The sequence below is a fragment of the Paenirhodobacter sp. YD-8 genome (assembly GCF_056590935.1).
Window position 1 is genome coordinate 974793 of record NZ_CM152649.1, and the last position, 18334, is coordinate 993126.

The following is an 18334-nucleotide window of genomic DNA, read 5'->3' on the forward strand; positions in this document are numbered from 1 at the left end:
AAGACCTGCCTCCCATGTAACCACGCCCCCGCAGGAGGGCCAGCGCAATGACCGAAACGTTATGGATCTTCGGCTACGGCTCGCTGATCTGGGACCCGGGATTTGCGCCCGCCGAGGTGCGGCGCGCGCGGCTTGACGGCTGGGCACGCAGCTTCTGCATGCGCTCGATCCATTTTCGCGGCACCCACGCGGCGCCGGGCCTCGTCCTTGCCCTCGACGCCGCCGAGGGGGCCAGCTGCACCGGTCTTGCGCTGCGCGTGCCCGAGGCGGAGGCCGCCGAGATCCTCGCCGCGATCCGGGCGCGCGAGCTGATCTCGGACGCCTATCTCGAGCGGCGGCTGACGGTGACCTGCGAGCAGGGCGAGCAGGTGTCGGTGCTGGCCTATGTGATCGACCGCGCCGGGCCGCAATATTGTGCGCTTCCCCCCGAGGAACAGGCGCAGATCATCGCCCGGGCGGCGGGCGCGCGCGGGCCGAACCGCGACTATCTGTGGAACACTGCTCAACATTTGCGCGCGCTTGGCATTCCCGACCCGGAACTCGAGGCGCTTGCCGCACGGGTGCGCGACCTCGCCGGTTAAGTCTTGGCACTGTCGCAGCCGCCGCCTATCCTCGCGCCAAGAACAAGCGAGAGGCAGACCATGCGCGCCCCTGTCCGGCGGCCCGAACCGCATTTTTCCCAGCCCGTCCGGCAGGTCACGCTGATGCTGATGGCGCTTGCGCTGGTCGGCGCGGGTGGCTGGTTTGCCTATGCCCGGATCTTCCCGGTCTTCCTCGCCAACCCCTGGCTGAACGGGCTGATCGGCACGGTCTTCGTGCTGGGCATCCTGACCTGCTTCTGGCAGGTGGCGCAGCTGGTCGCGGCGGTGAGCTGGATCGAGAGCTTTGCCGCCGACCGCCCCGGCCGGCCGCAGCTGCAGGCGCCGCAGATGCTCGCGCCGCTGGCCGCGCTGCTGGGCAGCCGCGGCGCCACCCGCTCGATCGCGACCACGGCCGGCCGCTCGATCCTCGAATCCGTCGCCACCCGGATCGAGGAGGCGCGCGACATCACGCGCTATCTGACCAACCTGCTGATCTTCCTCGGTCTTCTGGGCACTTTCTATGGGCTGGCGACGACCGTGCCGGCGGTGGTCGACACCATCCGCGCGCTCGCCCCGCAACCCGGCGAGACTGCGACGGCGGTCTTCGACCGGCTGATGTCGGGGCTTGAATCGCAGCTTGGCGGCATGGGCACGGCGTTTTCCTCCTCACTTCTGGGGCTTGCCGGATCGCTGGTCGTCGGCCTGCTGGAGCTGTTCGTGACGCATGGCCAGAACCGCTTCTATCGCGAGCTCGAGGAATGGATCTCCTCGATCACCCGGCTCAGCTTTGCCGCCGCCGAGGGCGATGGCGAGGCCTCGGCGGTGGTCGAGATCCTCGACCACATGGCCGAGCAGATGGACGCGCTGCAGACGCTTTTCGTCCGATCAGAACATGCGCGCGGGCAGACCGAGACACAGCTGGCGCAGCTGACCGATGCCTTCGCGGGACTGGCGCAGAACCTTGGTGCCGACCTGTCGACCCGCGCCGAGCAAAGCGCCTCGCTCGCCAAGATGGCGGGCGGGCAGGACCGGCTGGTGACCGCGCTCGAGGCGCTGACGCAGCGCGCGGCTGCGGCGCAGGATAGCGAGGTCGATGCCGAGATGCGGATGCGGCTGCGCTCGATCGACCTGCAGATGCTGCGCCTGCTCGAGGAGCTGTCGGCCGGCCGGCAGGAAAGCATGGCCGAGCTGCGCAACGATTTCGCCGCGCTGACCCGCGCGATCCTGACCCGCTCGCGCGGGCAGGAGGGCTGAGATGGCACTCCCCCGCCGCGGCGGCGCGCGGTTCTCGACCAATGTCTGGCCGGGCTTCGTCGATGCCATGGGCGCGCTGCTGATGGTGCTGATCTTCGTGCTGTCGATCTTCATGATCGTGCAGTCGATGCTGCGCGACACGATCACCAGCAAGGAAAACGAGCTGACCGCACTGACCCAGCAGGTCGACGGGCTGTCGCAGGCGCTGTCGCTGGAGCGGGCGCGGGCGAAGGATCTGGCCGGGCAGCTGGATGCGGCGGGACAGAAGATCACCGATTTCGAGGCGCAGGTGGCCAGTCTGATCGCGGCGCGCGATGCGGCGAAGGCCGATGCCGAGGCCAGCGCCGCGGCGCTCACGCTCGACAAGGCGACGATCGAGGAGCTGAGGGCCAAGCTGAAATCCTCGGGCGACGAGGTCGCGGCGATGACCCTCGCGCTCGAGGCCGAGCGGCAGAAGGCGGCCGAGACGCTGACCCTGCTTGCCGCAGCGCAGGCCTCCGAGGCGGAGCTGAAGCAGCAGCTGGCGACGCAGATGACCGAGGCCGAGAAGGCCGCGGCGCTGCGCGCCGTGGCCGAGAAGGCGCTGGCCGATCAGACCCAGCTCAGCGACCGCAATGCCGAGAAAGTGGCGTTGCTGAACGCGCAGATCGCGGCGCTGCGCAATCAGCTCGGAGAGCTGCAATCGGTGCTGGATGCCGCGCAGGCGCGCGATGCGGCGTCGAAAGTGCAGGTCGAGACGCTGGGCGCGCAGCTCAATGCGGCGCTTGCCCAGACCGCGGCCGAGCAGAAGCGCCGCGCCGAGCTCGAGGCCGAGGCGCGCAAGAAGGCCGAGGCCGAGGCGCAGGATCTGGCGAAGTATCGCTCGGAATTCTTCGGCCGGATGTCGCAGCTCTTGCAGGGCCGCGAGGGGGTGCGCATCGTCGGCGACCGTTTCGTCTTTTCCTCGGAAGTGCTGTTCCAGCTCGGCTCGGCCGATCTGTCGGACGAGGGCAAGGCGCAGATCGCCCGCGTTGCTGAGACCTTCCGCGAGCTGGCCTCGGACATCCCGCCGACGATCTCCTGGATCCTCGAGGTCGACGGTTTCACCGATGACACGCCGCTCTCGGGGCAGGGGGCGTTTCGCGACAACTGGGAGCTGAGCCAGGCGCGGGCGCTGTCGGTGGTGCGCTACCTCATCGACGATCTGGGCTTTCCGCCGCGGCGGCTGGCGGCGACGGGCTTTGGCCAGTACCAGCCGGTGGTCGGCGGCACGAGCGAGAGCGCGCGGGCGCAGAACCGGCGCATCGAGCTGAAGCTGACCGAGCGCTGAGGCGGCGGTCTGCGAGGGCGGCCGGGCAGGGGGGGCGCTGCCCCCCGTGGCCTGCGGCCCCTCCCCCCGGGATATTTGCGGCAATTGGAAGCGGGGGGTGGTTTTTCACGAAATCACGAGGGCGCGCGCGGGGGCTTGACGGGTGCCGTGCGGCGCGGCATCTGGCGCTGTCCCCTGCACTGGAAAATCATGCGTCAGCCCCTGTCGTGACCCCTGCTCCTGACCTCTTCCCCGAATGTTCAGGAGCCTTGCGATGACCCCCCTCCAGTTTTCTTCCGGCGACCTGATCGCCGATCGCCGCGCCGACTATGCCGAGGGCCTGCTGGCCGCGGGCGAGGCGGCGGCTGCCGCCGATCTTTACCGCCAGGCGCTCGAGGTCGCGCCGGGCTGGGGCGCGGGCTGGTACCGGCTGGGCGAGATCCGGGCCGAGCATGGTCTGCCGGGGGCGGCTGAGGCCTTTGCCGAGGCGCTGCGGCTCGACCCGGCCGATGTGATGGGGGCGGCGCTGCGGCTTGACCTGTTGCGCCCGCGGCCGGCGGCCGAGACCATGCCCTCGGCCTTTGTCGAGACGCTCTTCGACCAGTATGCCAGCCATTTCGACGCGTCCTTGGTCGGCAGCCTTGACTATCGCGGGCCGCAGCTGATCCGGGCGGGGCTGGGCGGGCACCACGATCGGGTGCTGGATCTGGGCTGTGGCACCGGGCTGATGGGGGCCGAGCTGCGCCCGCTTGCGGGCTGGCTCGAGGGCTGGGACATCTCGGCCGAGATGCTGCGCGAGGCCGAGGCGAAGGGGTTGTATGACCGGCTCGAGAAGGCCGATCTCTCGGCGCTGCCGGTGCCGGCCGAGCGGTGGGATCTGGTGACGGCGGCCGATGTCTTTGCCTATCTCGGCGCGCTCGAGCGGATCGTCGGCTGGGTGGCGCTGGCGCTGGTGCCGGGGGGCAGTTTCGCCTTCACCACCGAGGCGCATGACGGGCCCGAGCCGCTGGTCCTGCGCGAAAGCCGCCGCTATGCGCATTCCGAGCCCTATCTGCGCGCGCTGCTGGCCGAGGCGGGGTTCGGCGAGGTGACGGTGCGGCGTGCGGCCTTGCGCCGCGACCGGGGCGTCGAGATCGAGAGCTTCGTGGTTCTGTCCCGGCGCAATCCGGATATGATGGCGGCCGTCGGAGAGGCGGTCGTCACCGCCTGAGAGGAGGCGGGATGAACGCGCTGGCTTACGAGCATTATGGCTATGCCGCGGTGGCGGTGATCGGAACGCTGGCGGCGGTCTGGGCGGTCGATCATCTGCTCGGCCGCCCGGCGGTCGCGGCGCGCCTGGAGCCCTGGCGCGGCGTGGTGGCGCCCTTCATCAACGTCAATGCGATGCTCTTCGGCCTGACGCTCGCCTTCATCGCCAATGACACCTGGTCGGCGCGCGACCGGGCGATGGATGCGGTCTTTCGCGAGGCGGACAGCCTGCGCAGCCTCTTGGTGCTGGCCTCGGCCCTGCCCGAGCCTGTGCGGGACGCGATGGCGGGGGCGGTGCGCGACTATGGCACCGCGGCGGCGGGCGAATTTACGAACCTTCGGACGCGCGACGTGGCGCCCGCGGCGGCGGTGGCCGCCGATGCGCTGTTGCGCCGGGTCGCGGGGGGCAGTGCCACGGCCGCGGGCCAGGTGGTGCAGGCCGAGATGCTGCGCCAGGTGATGCGGCTGCGCGATGATCGCGACCTGCGCGTGTCGCTGTCGCGCACCCATTTGAATCCGCTGAAATGGCTGGGCATGGCGGCGCTTGGCTTCCTCACCATCCTGTCGATCGCGGCGGTGCATCTGGGCGCGCCGAAGGCCGGGGTGCTGGCGACCGCGCTTTTCGCGCTGGCCGCCGCGCCCTCGGCCGCGATCGTGCTGGTGCAGGGCAACCCGTTTCAGGAGCCCGCCGCGATCAGCGCCGCGCCGATCCTTGCGGCGATCGCGGGCGAGCCCTGATCGCGCCTATTTGTCATAGGCGGGCAGGCGCGCGAAATCGAGCGTGGCGAGCACCGGCAGCATCGCGGCGCTCTCCATTCCCTGCGCCTGCACCAGCACCCGCCCGCCGGCCAGCGCGGAAAGCGAGCCGTCCTGTTCGAGCATGTCCTGCGATCCGGCCTTCACGATCTTGCCCATCATCGCCATCATCTGCGGATTGCCGAGCATCCCGGCCATCGAGGCGACGATCGGGCTGTCGGCGGTGAGGGTCAGGGTGAAGCTGTCGCCCGCGGCGTTGGTATAGCGTCCCTCGACCATGTTGCCGGACATGCCCATCATCGCCATGCCCTGCGCGCCATCGCTGGTGACCTCGCGGGTCCAGTCCGCGGGCGCCTCGGGCAGCATCGCGGCGAGCTTGGCGCTTTGCAGCGCCTGCACCTCTTTCCCGGCCACGGTGATCTGCGCCGCGGTGGTGGACAGATCGCCCGCGGCATGGGCGGCAAGCGCCGCCTCGAGTGCGTCGCTCACCGCATCGGCATGAAGCGGAGCGGGCAGCAGGCCGGCGAGGAGAAGGGCGGTGGCAAGGGTCTGTTTCATCGTCGTCTTTCCCTGGGTTCAGTCTGGTCGATCGGGGTGGCAACGGCCGCGGCAAGGGGCATTGCCGCGGCCGCCTCCAGCGCCGCCGGCATTCCGGTGCCGGACGGCGCGTGGATGGTCTTGCGCCGGTCGGGCGCGAGGCGCGACAGATGTCCGCGCCGGGTCTTTCCCGGCGCGATCCGGCACCCGGGCGAGACTAGCGGCGCGGCGGGGCGGGCGCTTGGGGAGAGCGGCACATCATGCGGGGCAGGCGGCATCAGGGGGCCTCGCGGGCGCGGTGCAGCGCCTCGGCGCGCATCCCGGAGGGGGTGAGGCCGAAACGGGCGCGGAAGCGGGCGTTGAACCAGGACAGATCGGCAAAGCCCGCCTCATAGGCGATGCGGCTGACCGGCACCCCGGCCTCGGCCGGATCGCGCAGCCGTCCTGCCACCAGCCGCAGCCGCCGCGCCGCGACATGGTCGGAAAAGCTGGTCTCCTCGGCGGCGAACAAGGCACGCAGATAGCGCGGCGAGATCCCGTGCCGTGCCGCGATCCAGCCGGGCGACAGCTCGGGTGCGGTCAGATGTGCCTCGATATCGGCCTTGATGGCGCGCAGCCGGGCGGCGCGGGCACCACGGCCGCGGGCGATCTCGGTCGCCTCGCGCCCGGCACCGAGGGCAAGGGTGACGAGGTCGAGCAGATGCTCGGCGCAGCGGGCCAGATCGGCCGCGGGCATCTGCCCGGCCTCGGCGTTCAGCGCGCGGGCATAGCCGGCCACGAGGCGCCAGTGCGGCGTCATCCCGGTCTGGCTGCGCAAGGCGGGACGCGCACCCGCCTCGGCCAGCGCGGCGCGGGGCACCGAGAGGTAGAGCACGTTCGTTTCCGGCGCGTGGAAGCGGGCCACGCCCGGTTGCTCGGTCGGGTCGAGGTAGAGCTGGCCCGGGCGGCAGTCCTGCTCGGCCCCGCCGCCTTGCCGGATCGAGAAGCCGCCGGCGAGCGGCAGGTGGATCAGCAGGTTGTCCCCGGTCTCGGCGGCCAGCGCGAGGCTGCGACGGGTGGTGCAGGGTGAATGCGTGGTGTCGGCGAGGATGATCTCGCCAAGGCGCGAGATCGTCGTGTGCGACGCGAAACCGGCATCGGCGGGCTCGATCTTCAGGTGGCAGACGCGGGTGCAGATCGCCTCGAATTCGGCGACCCGGTGCCGGTCGCCCAGATCTTCCGTCCTGAGGCTGAAATGGCTCATGTCAAAATCCGGTGGGCTGCGGGGCGCACCGGAACATTGCACATGGAAAATGACGTGAGGTCAATCGCCGAGAGCGGGGCGCGGCGAGCCGCGCCCCGGCCGGCTCAGCCCTGTGCGTCCCCGGCAGCGACGCAATCGGCGTAGTAATGCACCGTTCCGTCGGCTTCGGTCTCCTGCACGAGGCCGTGGATGTCGGTCTCGAAGCCCGGGCATTCGCGCGCGAATTCGCGGTTGAACTTGAGGTATTCGACGATGCGCGGGTTGAACACCTCGCCCGGGATCAGCAGCGGGATGCCCGGCGGGTAGGGGGTGACGAGCGAGGTGGTGATGCGCCCCTCGAGATCGTCGATCGCCACGCGCTCGGTGGTGCGGCGCGCGATATGGGCGAAGGCGTCCGAGGGTTTCATCGCCGGGGTCAGGTCGCTCAGATAGATCTCGGTCGTCAGCCGCGCGACGTCATACTTGGCGTAAAGCGCATGGACATGGGCGCAGAGGTCGCGCAGGCCCATGTGTTCATAGCGCGGCTGCTTGGCGCAGAACTCGGGCATGATGCGCCACATCGGGTGGTTCTTCTCGTAATCATCCTTGAACTGCTGCAGCGCGGTCAGCAGCGTGTTCCAGCGGCCCTTGGTGATGCCGATGGTGAACATGATGAAGAAGGAATAGAGCCCGGTCTTTTCCACCACCACGCCATGCTCGGCAAGGTATTTCGTCACGATCGAGGCCGGGATGCCCCAATCCTGGAACCGGCCGTCGAGGTTCAGGCCGGGGGTGATGATCGTCGCCTTGATCGGGTCGAGCATGTTGAACCCGGGCGCCATGTCGCCAAAGCCGTGCCAGCTGTCCTCGCCGTCCGAGGGGTGGACGCCATCGGCATCGGTGCGGCGCAGCACCCAGTCCTTGGTGCGGCCGATGCCTTCCTCGGCCAGCTCCTCGGGGCCCCAGACCTTGAACCACCAGTCGTCGTCGCCGTATTCGTCGTCGACCTTGCGCATCGCGCGGCGGAAATCGAGCGCCTCCATGATGCTCTCCTCCACCAGCGCCTCGCCGCCCGGCGGCTCCATCATCGCCGCGGCGACGTCGCAGCTTGCGATGATCGAGTATTGCGGGCTGGTCGAGGTATGCATCAGGTAGGATTCGTTGAAGAGATGGCGGTCGAGCTTGGTCTCTTCGCTGTCTTGCACCAGCACATGGCTCGCCTGGCTGATGCCGGCCAGCAGCTTGTGGATCGACTGCGTCGCATAGACGACGGAGGCGCGGGTGCGCGGCCGCTTGCGGCCCATCGAGTGATACTGGCCGTAGAACGGGTGGAAGGCGGCATGCGGCAGCCAGGCCTCGTCGAAATGCAGGTTCTCGACCCAGCCGTCGAGCAGGCCCTTGATGACCTCGGTGTTGTAAAGGACGCCGTCATAGGTCGATTGCGTCAGCGTCATGATCCGCGGCTTCACCCGGTCGGCGTCATAGTCCTTGAGCAGCGGGTTCGCCCGGATCTTGGCGCGGATCGTCTCGGGCTCGAATTCCGAGCGCTGGATCGGGCCGATGATGCCCCAGTGGTTGCGCGTGGGCTTGAGAAACACCGGGATCGCGCCGGTCATGATGATCGAGTGCAGGATCGACTTGTGGCAGTTGCGGTCCACCACCACCACATCGCCCGGCGCCACGGTGTGGTGCCAGACCATCTTGTTCGAGGTCGAGGTGCCGTTCGTCACGAAGAAGCAGTGGTCGGCGTTGAAGATCCGCGCGGCGTTGCGCTCGGAGGCGCCGATCGCGCCGTTGTGGTCCAGAAGCTGACCGAGTTCCTCGACCGCGTTGCAGACGTCGGCGCGCAGCATGTTCTCGCCGTAGAACTGGTGATACATCTGCCCGATCGGCGATTTCAGGAAGGCGACGCCGCCCGAATGGCCCGGGCAGTGCCACGAATAGGACCCGTCCTCGGCATAGTCGAGCAGGGCACGGAAGAACGGCGGCTGGATCGCCTCGAGATAGCTTTTCGCCTCGCGGATGATGTGCTTGGCGACGAACTCGGGGGTATCCTCGAACATGTGGATGAAGCCGTGCAGCTCGCGCAGGATGTCGTTCGGAAGGTGCCGCGCGGTCTTCGTCTCGCCATAGATGTAGATCGGCACCTCGGCGTTCTTCCAGCGCACCTCCTCGATGAAGTTGCGCAGGTTCATCACCGCGGGGTCGAGATCGGGGCCGGGGGTGAATTCCTCGTCGTCGATCGACAGCAGGAAGGCCGAGGCGCGCGACTGCTGCTGGGCGAATTTCGACAGATCGCCATAGCTCGTCACGCCGAGCACCTCGAAGCCCTCGTCCTCGATCGCCTGGGCAAGGGCACGGATGCCGAGGCCCGAGGAGTTCTCGGAGCGGAAATCCTCGTCGATGATGACGATCGGGAAGCGGAACTTCATGCGGCTCTCCTTCGGGGAGCGGGGCCCGGATGTGGAACGGGCCGGAGATTGCCAGGATGCGCGGGCGGGCTGGGCGCGGGTCCCTTGTTCCTTGCGTTGCGCCCCCCGTCAAGAGCCCTGTGCGCCCCCGCGCGGCAGGGCGCCGGCGGGGCTGTGACAAGCCCGTGACCGGGGCCGGTGCGGCGCCCGGTTGCGGGGGCGGCCCGCGGTGGAATGCGCCTCGATTGTGAACGCATTGGCGACAGTGCTTCCCGGTTTGCGCCATTTTGTGGATGGAGCGCCTGCACTACCTTCTGGGCAAGCCGGATGAGAGTCCGGGGGGCACGGGGCAGGACAGGCGGCGCAGGCGCCGCACCGGCCGCCCGCGTCGCCCGCACCAGATCAGGAGATTTTCGATGAGCACCGTTCCCACCCTCGACGCCCTGCGCGACAGCCTGCCCCCGACCGAGCGGATGCCGCTCGTCTTCCTCGGCCATGGCAGCCCGATGAACGCGATCGAGGACAATGCCTACAGCCGCGCCTGGACCGATCTCGGCCGCAAGCTGCCGCATCCGAAGGCGATCCTCGTCGTCTCGGCGCATTGGATGACGCGCGGCACGACGCTCGTCGATGTCTCGGCGATGCCGCGCACGATCCATGACTTCTACGGCTTCCCGCAGGCGCTGTTCGACGCGCAATACCCGGCCCATGGCGCGCCCGATCTGGCGCGCGAGGTGGCGACGCTTCTGGCCAGCCACCATGCCGAGACCGATGACACCTGGGGCCTCGATCACGGCGCCTGGACGGTGCTGAAGTTCCTTTACCCGGGGGCAGATGTGCCGGTGTTCCAGGTCTCGGTCGACATGTCGCGCGGCCTCGAGCATCAGCTCGAGATCGGCCGCACCCTGTCGCAGCTGCGCGACCGCGGCGTGCTGATCCTCGGCTCGGGCAATGTTGTGCACAACCTGCGCGCCATGCGCTTCAACGGCCGTCCCGCCGATTTCGCGATCGAGTTCGACACGCTCTTCGCCGACCGTCTGACCGAGCGCGACTTCGCGGCGCTGGCCGACCGGCCGAAGCTGGGCGCTCTGCTGCAGATGGCGCATCCTTCGGTTGACCACTACCTGCCCGCGCTGACCATCGCCGGCGCCTCGGACGCGCGCGACGATCTGACCTTCATGACCAGCTCGATCGACCTTGGCACGGTGTCGATGCGGTCCTTCGTGTTCCACGCCTGAGGAGGGTGCCATGCTTGTCGACGGAAAATGGGTGAAGGCCTGGCAGCCGGTGCAGAAGGCCGACGAGAAGGGCCGCTTCGTGCGCCAGGTCTCGAGCTTTCGGAACTGGATCACCCCTGATGGCAGCGCCGGGCCGACCGGCGAGGGCGGTTTTGCCGCCGAGCCCGGGCGCTATCGGCTTTACGTCGCGCTGATCTGCCCCTGGGCCTCGCGCACGCTGATCGCGCGCAAGCTCAAGGGGCTCGAGGCGCTGATCCCGGTGACGGTGCTGAACCCGACGCTCTCGGACGAGGGCTGGGCCTTCGGCGGCTATCCGGGCGCCGAGGAAGACCCGCTCTTCGGGGCGCAGCACCTGCACGAACTCTATACCCGCGCCGATCTGCATTTCACCGGTCGCGCGACGGTGCCGGCGCTGTGGGACATGCAGCGGGGCGTGATGGTGAACAACGAAAGCGCCGATATCCTGCGCATGTTCGACACCGCCTTCGAGGGGCTGGTGCCCTCGGACCTGCGGCTTTACCCGGCCGATCTGGCCGAGGAGATCGACGCGCTCAACGCCCGGATCTATGACCGGCTGAACAACGGCGTATACAAGGCGGGCTTTGCCGTCACCCAGGCGGCCTATGACGAGGCGGTCGCGGGCGTCTTCGAGATGCTCGACGCGCTCGAGGCGCGGCTTGACGGCGACTATCTCTTCGGCGACCGGCTGACCGAGACCGACATCCGCACCTTCGTCACGCTGATCCGCTTCGACGCGGCCTATCACGGCCTGTTCAAGACCAACCGCCACCAGATCGCCGATTATCCGCGGCTGTCGGCCTATCTGGAGCGGATGCTGCGCCTGCCCGGGGTGATCGACACCGTCAACATGGACCACATCACCCGCGGCTATTACTCGATCAAGGCACTCAACCCGACCGGCATCCGCCCCGTCGGTCCCGCCCATGTCGAGCGGATGCTTGCCGCGGCGCGCTGAGCGCCGCGTCACATCGGCGTGTAAAGCCGGGGGGACACCCGCCCGCGGGGCCGGGCCGGATTGCGTTGCCCCGGCCCGTTGGCTAGGGTCGGGCCATTCGTCGGAAAGGACCTGCCCGTGCCCGCCACCCCCCGTCTGCTGCGCCCCCTCCTGCTTGCCGCTCTGCTGGGATCGGTCGCCGTGCCGCCGGCCAGTGCGGATGTGGCGGGGCCCTATCTTGCGGCGCGCGCGGCCACCGTCGCCAATGACTATGCCGCGGGGCTCAGCTATTACGACCGGCTGCTGGTCTCGATGCCCGAGGACCGCGACGTGCAGGACGGCGCGCTCTTGACCCATGTCGCGATGGCCGATTTCGACCGGGCCGGGGCGCTCGCCTCGGTGATGGTGACGCAGAAGGACCCGACGCAGATCGCCACGCTGGTGATGCTGGCGCAGAACGCGAAGAGCGGGGACTTCGCCAAGGGGATTGCGCTGCTCGATGGCGGGGCGGATCCCGGCGCGCTCGTGGGCGGGCTCTATCGGGCCTGGGCGCTGGTTGGCGAGGGGCAGATGGGCGATGCCGCTAAGGCCTTCGACGCGATGGTGAAAAAGCAGGGGCTCGAGGGCTTCGCCTCCTATCACAAGGCGCTCGCGCTGGCGCTGGTCGGCGATTACGAGGGCGCCGAGAAGATCTTCACCGGCACCTATGCCCAGTTGCTGAACGGCACCCGGCGCGGCATCGTCGCGCATGTTCAGGTGCTGTCGCAGCTCGAGCGCGACGCCGAGGCGATCCGCCTGCTCGACACCAGCTTCGGGCAGAATCTTGACCCCGAGCTGGCCGCGCTCCGTGCCCGGCTCGAGAACAAGGAGACGCTGCCCTTCACCGTGATCCGCTCGGCCGCCGATGGCGAGGCCGAGGTGTTCTTCTCGGTGGCGCAGGCGATCAACACCGACTCGCCCACGGCCTTTGCGCTGCTGCACGCGCGACTGGCGAGCTGGCTGCGCCCGACCGACGGCGACGCGCTTCTGCTGTGCGCCGCGATCCTCGAGGCGCAGAAGCAATACGATCTGGCGATCGAGACCTATGCCCAGGTGCCGGCGGACAGCCCGATCGCCCATGCCGCCAAGCTTGGTCAGGCCGAGGTGCTGGTGCAGGCTGACCGCGTCGACGATGCGATCGGCGTGTTGCAGGAACTTGCCAAGGCGCATCCCGAGCTGCCCGCGGTCTGGTCGACGCTGGGCGACAACCTGCGCCGCAAGGAACGCTACAAGGAGGCGGCCGAGGCCTATGACAAGGCGATCGCGCTGATGGGCGAGCCCGAGCCGCGCGATTGGTTCGTCTGGTATGCCCGCGCCATCGCGCAGGAGCGTTCGGGCCAGTGGGACAAGGCGGAGCCCGGCTTCCGCGAGGCGCTGAAGCTCAGCCCGGAACAGCCCTCGGTGCTGAACTATCTCGGCTATTCCTATGTCGAGAAGAAGCTCAATCTCGACGAGGCGCTCGACATGATCAAGCGCGCGGTCGCGGCCGAACCCGACCAGGGCTATATCGTCGACAGCCTCGGCTGGGCGCTCTATCGCCTTGGCCGCTATGACGAGTCGGTGGTGCAGATGGAGAAGGCGGTCGAGCTTGACCCGACCGAGCCGCTGCTGAACGACCACCTCGGCGATGTCTACTGGGCCGTCGGGCGCAAGCGCGAGGCGGAGTTCCAGTGGCGCCGGGCGCTGAACCTGGGCCCGGGCGAGGATCTCGACATCGACCGGGTGCGCAAGAAGCTCGACATCGGGCTGGATGCAGTGCTGAAGGCCGAGGGCGCGCCGCCGCTCCATCCGGCGACGGCCAATGCCGGAGATTGAGGTCTTTGCCCCGGCGAAGGTGAACCTCGCGCTGCACGTGACCGGGCGGCGCGCCGACGGCTATCATCTGCTCGACAGTCTCGTGGCCTTTGCGCCGGTGGGTGACCGGCTGCGGCTCGACCCCGCGCCCGCGATGGCGCTGCGGGTGACGGGGCCCGAGGGCGCGGGCGTTCCCGAGGGGCCCGAGAACCTCGTCCTGCGCGCGGCGGCGCTGCTGCCGGCGGGGCAGGGGGCGGCGATCACGCTTGAAAAGCGCCTGCCGCCGGCCTCGGGGATCGGTGGCGGCTCGTCGGATGCCGCGGCCGCGCTGCGCGGGCTGGCGCTTTTGCGCGGGGTTGCGGTGCCGGGTGCGGGGCTCGAACGGCTGGGGGCGGACGTGCCGATGTGCCTGGTGCCCGCGCCCGCACGCACGCAAGGGATCGGCGAGGAGCTGAGCCCCGTTTCGCTGCCACCGCTGCCCGCGCTGCTGGTCAATCCGCGGGTGGAGGTGCCGACGCCCGCGGTCTTCCGTGCCCTGGCCTGCCGCGAGAACCCGCCGCTGCCCGATCTGCCGGCCTTTGCCGATGCGCCGGCCTGCATCGACTGGCTGGCGCAGCTGCGCAACGACCTGCAGGCGCCGGCGATCGCGACGGCGCCGGTGATTGCCGAGGTGCTCGACCTGCTGGCGGCGCTGCCGGGCTGCCGGCTGGCGCGGATGTCGGGATCGGGGGCCACCTGCTTTGCGCTCTTCGCGACCCACGCCGAGGCCGAGGTGGCGCAGACGCAACTGCGGGCGAGGCGGCCGGATTGGTGGAGTGCCTGCGGCCCGCTTGGCGATCAGACGGCCGCGGCCGCGCCCCGCCGCCTCTAGGCGCGGGACGCAGGGTCGCTCATTTCACCCGCGCGACGACGTAATCGGCCAGATCCGACAGCATGTCGCGCAGCGGATGCGCCGGCAGCGCGTTCAGCGAGGCGCGCGCCCGGTTGCCCCAGGCCAGCGCCTCGTCGCGCGTCGCCTCGAGCGTGCCGTGCAGGTGCATCAGCCGCAGCGCCTCTTCAAGGTCGCCCTCGCGCTGGTCGCCCTTCTCGATCACCCGCACCCAGAAGGCGCGTTCGGCGTCCGAGGCCGCCGCCACCGCCTTGATCACCGGCAGCGTCAGCTTGCGCTCGCGGAAATCGTCGCCGGTGTTCTTGCCGATCTGCGCCGAGGCCCCGCCGTAATCGAGCAGGTCGTCCGCCATCTGGAAGGCGATGCCGAGCGCGTCGCCATAATCATGCAGCGCCCGCACCGCGTTCTCGTGCGCGCCGGCCAGCACGCCGCCGACCTCGGTCGCGGCCGAGAACAGCGCCGCGGTCTTGCCGCGGATCACCTTGAGATAGGTCGCGGGCGTGGTCGCCAGATCCTGCGCCGCGGTCAGCTGCAGCACCTCGCCCTCGGCGATCACCGCCGAGGCATTGGCGAGGATGTTCAGCACCCGCATGTTGTTCGCCTCGGTCATCAGCTGGAAGCTGCGCGCGAAGAGATAATCGCCCACCAGAACAGAGGACTTGTTGTCCCACAGCAAGTTGGCCGTCGGCCGGCCGCGGCGCTGCTTGCTTTCGTCGACGACGTCGTCATGCAGCAGCGTGGCGGTGTGGATGAATTCGACCGTCGCGGCGAGGTGGACGTGATAGGGCCCCTCATAGCCGCAGACCTTGGCCGCGGCGAGGGTCAGCATCGGCCGCAGCCGCTTGCCCCCGGCCTCGATCAGATGGGCCGTCACCTCGGGGATGCGCGGCGCGTGCTCCGAGCTCATCCGGTCGCGGATCAGCACGTTCACCGCCTCCATCTCGGCGGCCAGCGCCTGTGCCAGGCGGTCGTGCGGCTTCGTGGCCTTGTCGTCCAGGCTCATTCTTCTTCCTTCCCGCTTCCCCTCGTCTCGACAGGGCGTCACACTGCCCCTAAGTGAGGGAACATGAAAGAGCTTCTGCGCACCACGGACCCGGTGAAACTTGCCCTGGCGACGGCCCTTCTCGAGGGCGAGGGTATAACGGCCTTTCAGATGGACGTCCATATGAGCGTGCTCGAGGGCAGTCTTGGAATTCTGCCGCGCCGGCTGATGGTGGCAGAGCGCGACGCCTTCATGGCGCGGGCGATTCTGGCCGACAACCGGATCGGCTCCGACTGATGTTCACGCCCGAGGATCTGACGCAGGACCGCTTCCTCGACGGCCGGCTTCTGGTGGCGCAGCCGCGCAAGGGCTATCGCGCCGCGATGGACCCGGTGCTGCTGGCCGCGGCCTGTCCGGCGCGGCCGGGGCAGGCGGTGCTCGAGCTTGGCTGCGGCGCCGGGGTGGCGAGCCTGTGCCTTGGCTGGCGCGTGCCCGATCTGCGGCTTGCCGGGCTGGAACTGCAGCCCGCCTATGCGGCGCTTGCCCGCGCCAATGCCGCGGCGAATGGCATCGCCGTCGAGGTCGTCGAGGGCGACCTTGCCGCGATGCCGCCGTCCCTGCGGGCGCGCAGCTTCGATCACGTCATCGCCAACCCGCCCTATTTCGCACCGATGGGCGGCACCGCCGCCGCCGATCCCGGGCGCGAAACGGCGCAGCGCGAGGCAACCCCCTTGGCCGAGTGGGTGACCTCGGGCTATCGTCGTCTGGTGCCGGGCGGCTGGCTGACGGTGATCCAGAACGCCGACCGCCTGCCCGAGCTGCTGACCGCGATGGCGGGGCAGGGCGGCTCGATCCGCGTGCTGCCGATCGCGGCGCGCACGGGCCGGGCGGCCGGGCGGGTGATCGTCCAGGCACGCAAGGGCGGGCGGGGGCCCTTCGCCCTGCTTGCGCCGCTGGTGCTGCATGCGGCGCCGGTGCATGCCGGTGATGCCGAGGATTTGACGAAAATTGCGCGAGATGTGCTGCGCTGCGGCGAAGTCTTGCGCATAGAGCCCTGATCCTTTCGCAAGATTTCGCGACCCGATCTGACATTCTGTCGCGCCAGTGCGACAGGCGCGTGACACGACTCAAAAAACGTGCTGCACTCAGAGGACGGAAACAAGAGAGGAGACTGCAATGTCGCTTGGTTCGCACATCACCGAACTTCGCAAGAAACATCAGGCCCTGTCGGTCGAGGTCGAAAAGGCGACCCGGACCCCGAGCTTCGACGATCTGCATATTGCCGAACTGAAGAAGCAGAAACTCCGCATCAAGGAACAGATCAGCCGCCTCGAAGGCGTCACCGCCTGACGCCCTCCCGGCCCGGATGGCGGCCGGGCCACGTTCAGCGCGATCGGCCTGCCATGGCGGCGAGGAAGGCCCCGGCGGCGATCATGGCGGCTGCCAGCACCAGCACCGGGCTGGCAGCCGCGACGCCCGCCGCGATCAGCGCGAGCGTCGACAGCAAGGGAGCCGCGTAGGAGGCCGTGCCCAGCATCTGGATGTCGCCGCGCTTGACGCCGATGTCCCAGGTGTAGAAGGCCAGCCCCACCGGCCCGATCCCCAGAGCCAGAACCGAGATCCAGCCGCGGGCCCCGACGGGCCAGAGCGTGTCCTCGAGTGCGACATGCGCGACGGCGGACAGAATCGCCGTGGCCAGGCAATAGACCGCGACGGCTGCGGTCGGCACCTGACCGAGGCGGCGCGAGATCAGCGAATAACTTGACCAGGTCAGCGCGCAGAGCAGCGCAAGCCCATAGCCCGGCAGCGCCTCGGCCCGGGCCGAGATGCCGCCGCGGGTGACGATCAGCGCGGCGCCGGCAAAGGCGATCAGCGCGCCGACGACATGCAGCCCGCGCAGCTTCTCGCCCGGCAGCAGGCCGGAAAACAGCACGATCAGCAAAGGCCAGAGATAGGCGATCAGGCTCGCCTCGGCCGGCGGCGCGAGCCGCAGCGCCGAGAAATAGAGCAAGTGATAGCCGAAGAGCGCCACCGTGCCGAAGGCATAGACCTTCCACGAGATCCGCTTGAGCACGCCGAAGCCTTCGGTCGCGGCGACCCAGACCAGCCCGATGGCGCCGCCGATCGCGAAGCAGATCGCGTTCAGCTGCAGGGGGGGCACCGGGGCTGATCCGACGGTGAACAGCGCCAGCAGCGCCCAGAGGGCAACGGCGGAAAAACCGATCAAAGTGGCTTGCTTGCGCGACATCTGGTCCTCGAAATGCAAAGAGGCCCGCACCATGCGGGCCTCTTGCCGTTTTGCCAAGGGCAAATCAGGTCAGATACTGACCGCCGTTCGCGGTGATCGTCGAGCCGGTGATGAACCCGGCCTCGTCCGAGGCGAGGAAGACGACGCAGCGCGCGATGTCCTCGGGTTCGCCCAGACGGCCGACCGGGATCGTCGCGATGATCGATTCGCGCACCTTTTCCGGCACCGCCATCACCATCTCGGTGGCGATGTAGCCCGGGCAGATCACGTTGACGGTGATGCCCGCGCGCGCGCCTTCCTGCGCCAGCGCCTTGGTGAAGCCGATGTCGCCCGCCTTCGCCGCCGAGTAGTTGGCCTGGCCGAACTGCCCCTTCTGCCCGTTGATCGACGAGATCGAGATCACGCGGCCGAACTTGCGGTCGCGCATGCCGGGCCAGAGCGGGTGGGTCATGTTGAACAGACCCGACAGGTTGGTGTCCATCACCTCTTTCCACTGCTCGCGCGTCATCTTGTGGAAGGGGGCGTCGCGGGTGATGCCCGCGTTGTTCACCAGCACGTCGACCGGGCCGAGATCGGCCTCGACCTTGGCGATGCCCTCGACGCAGGCATCATAATCGGCGACCGACCACTTGTAGGTCTTGATGCCGGTCTCGGCGGTGAACTTGGCCGCGGCCTCGTCGTTGCCGGCATAGTTCGCCGCAACGGTGTAGCCCGCGTTCTTCAGGGCGACCGAAATCGCGGCACCAATGCCGCGCGACCCCCCGGTAACAAGTGCAACTCTGGACATGACTCCTCCTCTGGATCAAATGCCTTTGAAACGCTGTTACTCAAGAAGAACGTTGCGCGCAACAATGTTGCGCGCAGAATTTTCAAAAACTGTCTCGGTGATGCG

The 18334-nt window shown here is 68.8% G+C and carries 18 protein-coding genes; 12 read left to right on the forward strand and 6 right to left on the reverse strand.

Features of this window, described 5'->3' with window-relative positions; genetic code table 11:
- Positions 1-47: 47 nt before the first annotated feature.
- The 5 genes from AC0QTQ_RS04755 (at position 48) to AC0QTQ_RS04775 (ending at position 5109) form a co-directional block, all read left to right on the forward strand.
- Positions 48-581 (forward strand): gamma-glutamylcyclotransferase, encoded by a 534-nt coding sequence (locus AC0QTQ_RS04755; RefSeq protein WP_121530211.1) that lies wholly within the window; start codon positions 48-50, stop codon positions 579-581.
- A 60-nt stretch (positions 582-641) separates the two neighbouring features.
- Complete coding sequence (locus tag AC0QTQ_RS04760; protein WP_480258516.1) at positions 642-1835, forward strand: biopolymer transporter ExbB; 1194 nt, start codon at positions 642-644, stop codon at positions 1833-1835.
- Between the two features lies 1 nt (position 1836).
- Entirely contained in the window at positions 1837-3144 is a 1308-nt protein-coding gene (locus AC0QTQ_RS04765) for a peptidoglycan -binding protein (protein ID WP_480258517.1), read from the forward strand.
- A gap of 253 nt (positions 3145-3397) precedes the next feature.
- Positions 3398-4333 carry a class I SAM-dependent DNA methyltransferase gene (locus AC0QTQ_RS04770; RefSeq protein WP_480258518.1) on the forward strand — a complete coding sequence of 312 codons (936 nt, stop codon included), beginning with the start codon at positions 3398-3400 and terminating at the stop codon, positions 4331-4333.
- 11 nt (positions 4334-4344) lie between these two features.
- Positions 4345-5109, forward strand: coding sequence for a bestrophin-like domain (locus AC0QTQ_RS04775; protein ID WP_480258519.1), 765 nt, complete (start codon positions 4345-4347; stop codon positions 5107-5109).
- A 6-nt stretch (positions 5110-5115) separates the two neighbouring features.
- Here the strand turns inward: AC0QTQ_RS04775 and AC0QTQ_RS04780 are convergent, their stop codons facing one another.
- The 3 genes from AC0QTQ_RS04780 to AC0QTQ_RS04790 all read right to left on the reverse strand — a co-directional run bounded on the left by AC0QTQ_RS04780 (position 5116) and on the right by AC0QTQ_RS04790 (position 9318).
- Entirely contained in the window at positions 5116-5685 is a 570-nt protein-coding gene (locus tag AC0QTQ_RS04780; RefSeq protein ID WP_480258520.1) for a hypothetical protein, read from the reverse strand.
- A gap of 256 nt (positions 5686-5941) precedes the next feature.
- Positions 5942-6907, reverse strand: a complete 966-nt coding sequence (locus AC0QTQ_RS04785) for a helix-turn-helix transcriptional regulator (protein WP_480258522.1) — start codon at positions 6905-6907, stop codon at positions 5942-5944.
- A gap of 104 nt (positions 6908-7011) precedes the next feature.
- Positions 7012-9318 (reverse strand): Orn/Lys/Arg family decarboxylase, encoded by a 2307-nt coding sequence (locus AC0QTQ_RS04790; RefSeq protein ID WP_480258523.1) that lies wholly within the window; start codon positions 9316-9318, stop codon positions 7012-7014.
- Positions 9319-9713: 395 nt separating this feature from the next.
- Here AC0QTQ_RS04790 and ygiD point away from each other — a divergent pair, with 395 nt between their 5' ends.
- From ygiD to AC0QTQ_RS04810, 4 genes are all read left to right on the forward strand, one after another.
- Positions 9714-10535, forward strand: coding sequence for a 4,5-DOPA-extradiol-dioxygenase (gene ygiD / locus AC0QTQ_RS04795; RefSeq protein WP_480258526.1), 822 nt, complete (start codon positions 9714-9716; stop codon positions 10533-10535).
- Between the two features lie 10 nt (positions 10536-10545).
- Positions 10546-11511, forward strand: a complete 966-nt coding sequence (locus AC0QTQ_RS04800) for a glutathione S-transferase family protein (RefSeq protein WP_480258527.1) — start codon at positions 10546-10548, stop codon at positions 11509-11511.
- A gap of 117 nt (positions 11512-11628) precedes the next feature.
- Positions 11629-13344: a tetratricopeptide repeat protein gene (locus AC0QTQ_RS04805; protein ID WP_480258529.1), complete on the forward strand. Its 1716-nt coding sequence runs from the start codon at positions 11629-11631 to the stop codon at positions 13342-13344.
- Positions 13331-14194: a 4-(cytidine 5'-diphospho)-2-C-methyl-D-erythritol kinase gene (locus tag AC0QTQ_RS04810; RefSeq protein ID WP_480258530.1), complete on the forward strand. Its 864-nt coding sequence runs from the start codon at positions 13331-13333 to the stop codon at positions 14192-14194. The genes AC0QTQ_RS04805 and AC0QTQ_RS04810 overlap by 14 nt, the downstream gene beginning before the upstream one ends.
- Positions 14195-14213: 19 nt before the next feature.
- On the opposite strand, the gene AC0QTQ_RS04815 is transcribed toward AC0QTQ_RS04810, so the two are convergent.
- Positions 14214-15215, reverse strand: coding sequence for a polyprenyl synthetase family protein (locus tag AC0QTQ_RS04815; RefSeq protein ID WP_480258532.1), 1002 nt, complete (start codon positions 15213-15215; stop codon positions 14214-14216).
- Between the two features lie 63 nt (positions 15216-15278).
- Here AC0QTQ_RS04815 and AC0QTQ_RS04820 point away from each other — a divergent pair, with 63 nt between their 5' ends.
- From AC0QTQ_RS04820 to AC0QTQ_RS04830, 3 genes are all read left to right on the forward strand, one after another.
- Entirely contained in the window at positions 15279-15491 is a 213-nt protein-coding gene (locus tag AC0QTQ_RS04820; protein ID WP_121530222.1) for a putative signal transducing protein, read from the forward strand.
- Positions 15491-16252 (forward strand): tRNA1(Val) (adenine(37)-N6)-methyltransferase, encoded by a 762-nt coding sequence (locus AC0QTQ_RS04825; RefSeq protein ID WP_480258535.1) that lies wholly within the window; start codon positions 15491-15493, stop codon positions 16250-16252. Before AC0QTQ_RS04820 ends, AC0QTQ_RS04825 begins: the two co-directional genes overlap by 1 nt.
- Before the next feature lie 118 nt (positions 16253-16370).
- Positions 16371-16544, forward strand: a complete 174-nt coding sequence (locus AC0QTQ_RS04830; RefSeq protein ID WP_121530224.1) for a YdcH family protein — start codon at positions 16371-16373, stop codon at positions 16542-16544.
- A gap of 34 nt (positions 16545-16578) precedes the next feature.
- Here the strand turns inward: AC0QTQ_RS04830 and yddG are convergent, their stop codons facing one another.
- Positions 16579-17442 (reverse strand): aromatic amino acid exporter YddG, encoded by an 864-nt coding sequence (gene yddG / locus AC0QTQ_RS04835; RefSeq protein WP_128148030.1) that lies wholly within the window; start codon positions 17440-17442, stop codon positions 16579-16581.
- 64 nt (positions 17443-17506) lie between these two features.
- Positions 17507-18229 (reverse strand): acetoacetyl-CoA reductase, encoded by a 723-nt coding sequence (gene phbB / locus AC0QTQ_RS04840; RefSeq protein ID WP_480258538.1) that lies wholly within the window; start codon positions 18227-18229, stop codon positions 17507-17509.
- Positions 18230-18334 lie beyond the last annotated feature (105 nt).

Coding starts and splice junctions, on each gene's coding strand:
- phbB (WP_480258538.1), bottom strand. CDS start 18,229: ATGTCCAGAGTTGCACTTGTTACCGGGGGGTCGCGCGGCATTGGTGCC.
- AC0QTQ_RS04825 (WP_480258535.1), top strand. CDS start 15,491: ATGTTCACGCCCGAGGATCTGACGCAGGACCGCTTCCTCGACGGCCGG.
- AC0QTQ_RS04800 (WP_480258527.1), top strand. CDS start 10,546: ATGCTTGTCGACGGAAAATGGGTGAAGGCCTGGCAGCCGGTGCAGAAG.
- AC0QTQ_RS04775 (WP_480258519.1), top strand. CDS start 4,345: ATGAACGCGCTGGCTTACGAGCATTATGGCTATGCCGCGGTGGCGGTG.
- yddG (WP_128148030.1), bottom strand. CDS start 17,442: ATGTCGCGCAAGCAAGCCACTTTGATCGGTTTTTCCGCCGTTGCCCTC.
- AC0QTQ_RS04830 (WP_121530224.1), top strand. CDS start 16,371: ATGTCGCTTGGTTCGCACATCACCGAACTTCGCAAGAAACATCAGGCC.
- AC0QTQ_RS04820 (WP_121530222.1), top strand. CDS start 15,279: ATGAAAGAGCTTCTGCGCACCACGGACCCGGTGAAACTTGCCCTGGCG.
- AC0QTQ_RS04785 (WP_480258522.1), bottom strand. CDS start 6,907: ATGAGCCATTTCAGCCTCAGGACGGAAGATCTGGGCGACCGGCACCGG.
- AC0QTQ_RS04760 (WP_480258516.1), top strand. CDS start 642: ATGCGCGCCCCTGTCCGGCGGCCCGAACCGCATTTTTCCCAGCCCGTC.
- AC0QTQ_RS04790 (WP_480258523.1), bottom strand. CDS start 9,318: ATGAAGTTCCGCTTCCCGATCGTCATCATCGACGAGGATTTCCGCTCC.
- AC0QTQ_RS04770 (WP_480258518.1), top strand. CDS start 3,398: ATGACCCCCCTCCAGTTTTCTTCCGGCGACCTGATCGCCGATCGCCGC.
- AC0QTQ_RS04780 (WP_480258520.1), bottom strand. CDS start 5,685: ATGAAACAGACCCTTGCCACCGCCCTTCTCCTCGCCGGCCTGCTGCCC.
- AC0QTQ_RS04765 (WP_480258517.1), top strand. CDS start 1,837: ATGGCACTCCCCCGCCGCGGCGGCGCGCGGTTCTCGACCAATGTCTGG.
- AC0QTQ_RS04755 (WP_121530211.1), top strand. CDS start 48: ATGACCGAAACGTTATGGATCTTCGGCTACGGCTCGCTGATCTGGGAC.
- ygiD (WP_480258526.1), top strand. CDS start 9,714: ATGAGCACCGTTCCCACCCTCGACGCCCTGCGCGACAGCCTGCCCCCG.
- AC0QTQ_RS04810 (WP_480258530.1), top strand. CDS start 13,331: ATGCCGGAGATTGAGGTCTTTGCCCCGGCGAAGGTGAACCTCGCGCTG.
- AC0QTQ_RS04815 (WP_480258532.1), bottom strand. CDS start 15,215: ATGAGCCTGGACGACAAGGCCACGAAGCCGCACGACCGCCTGGCACAG.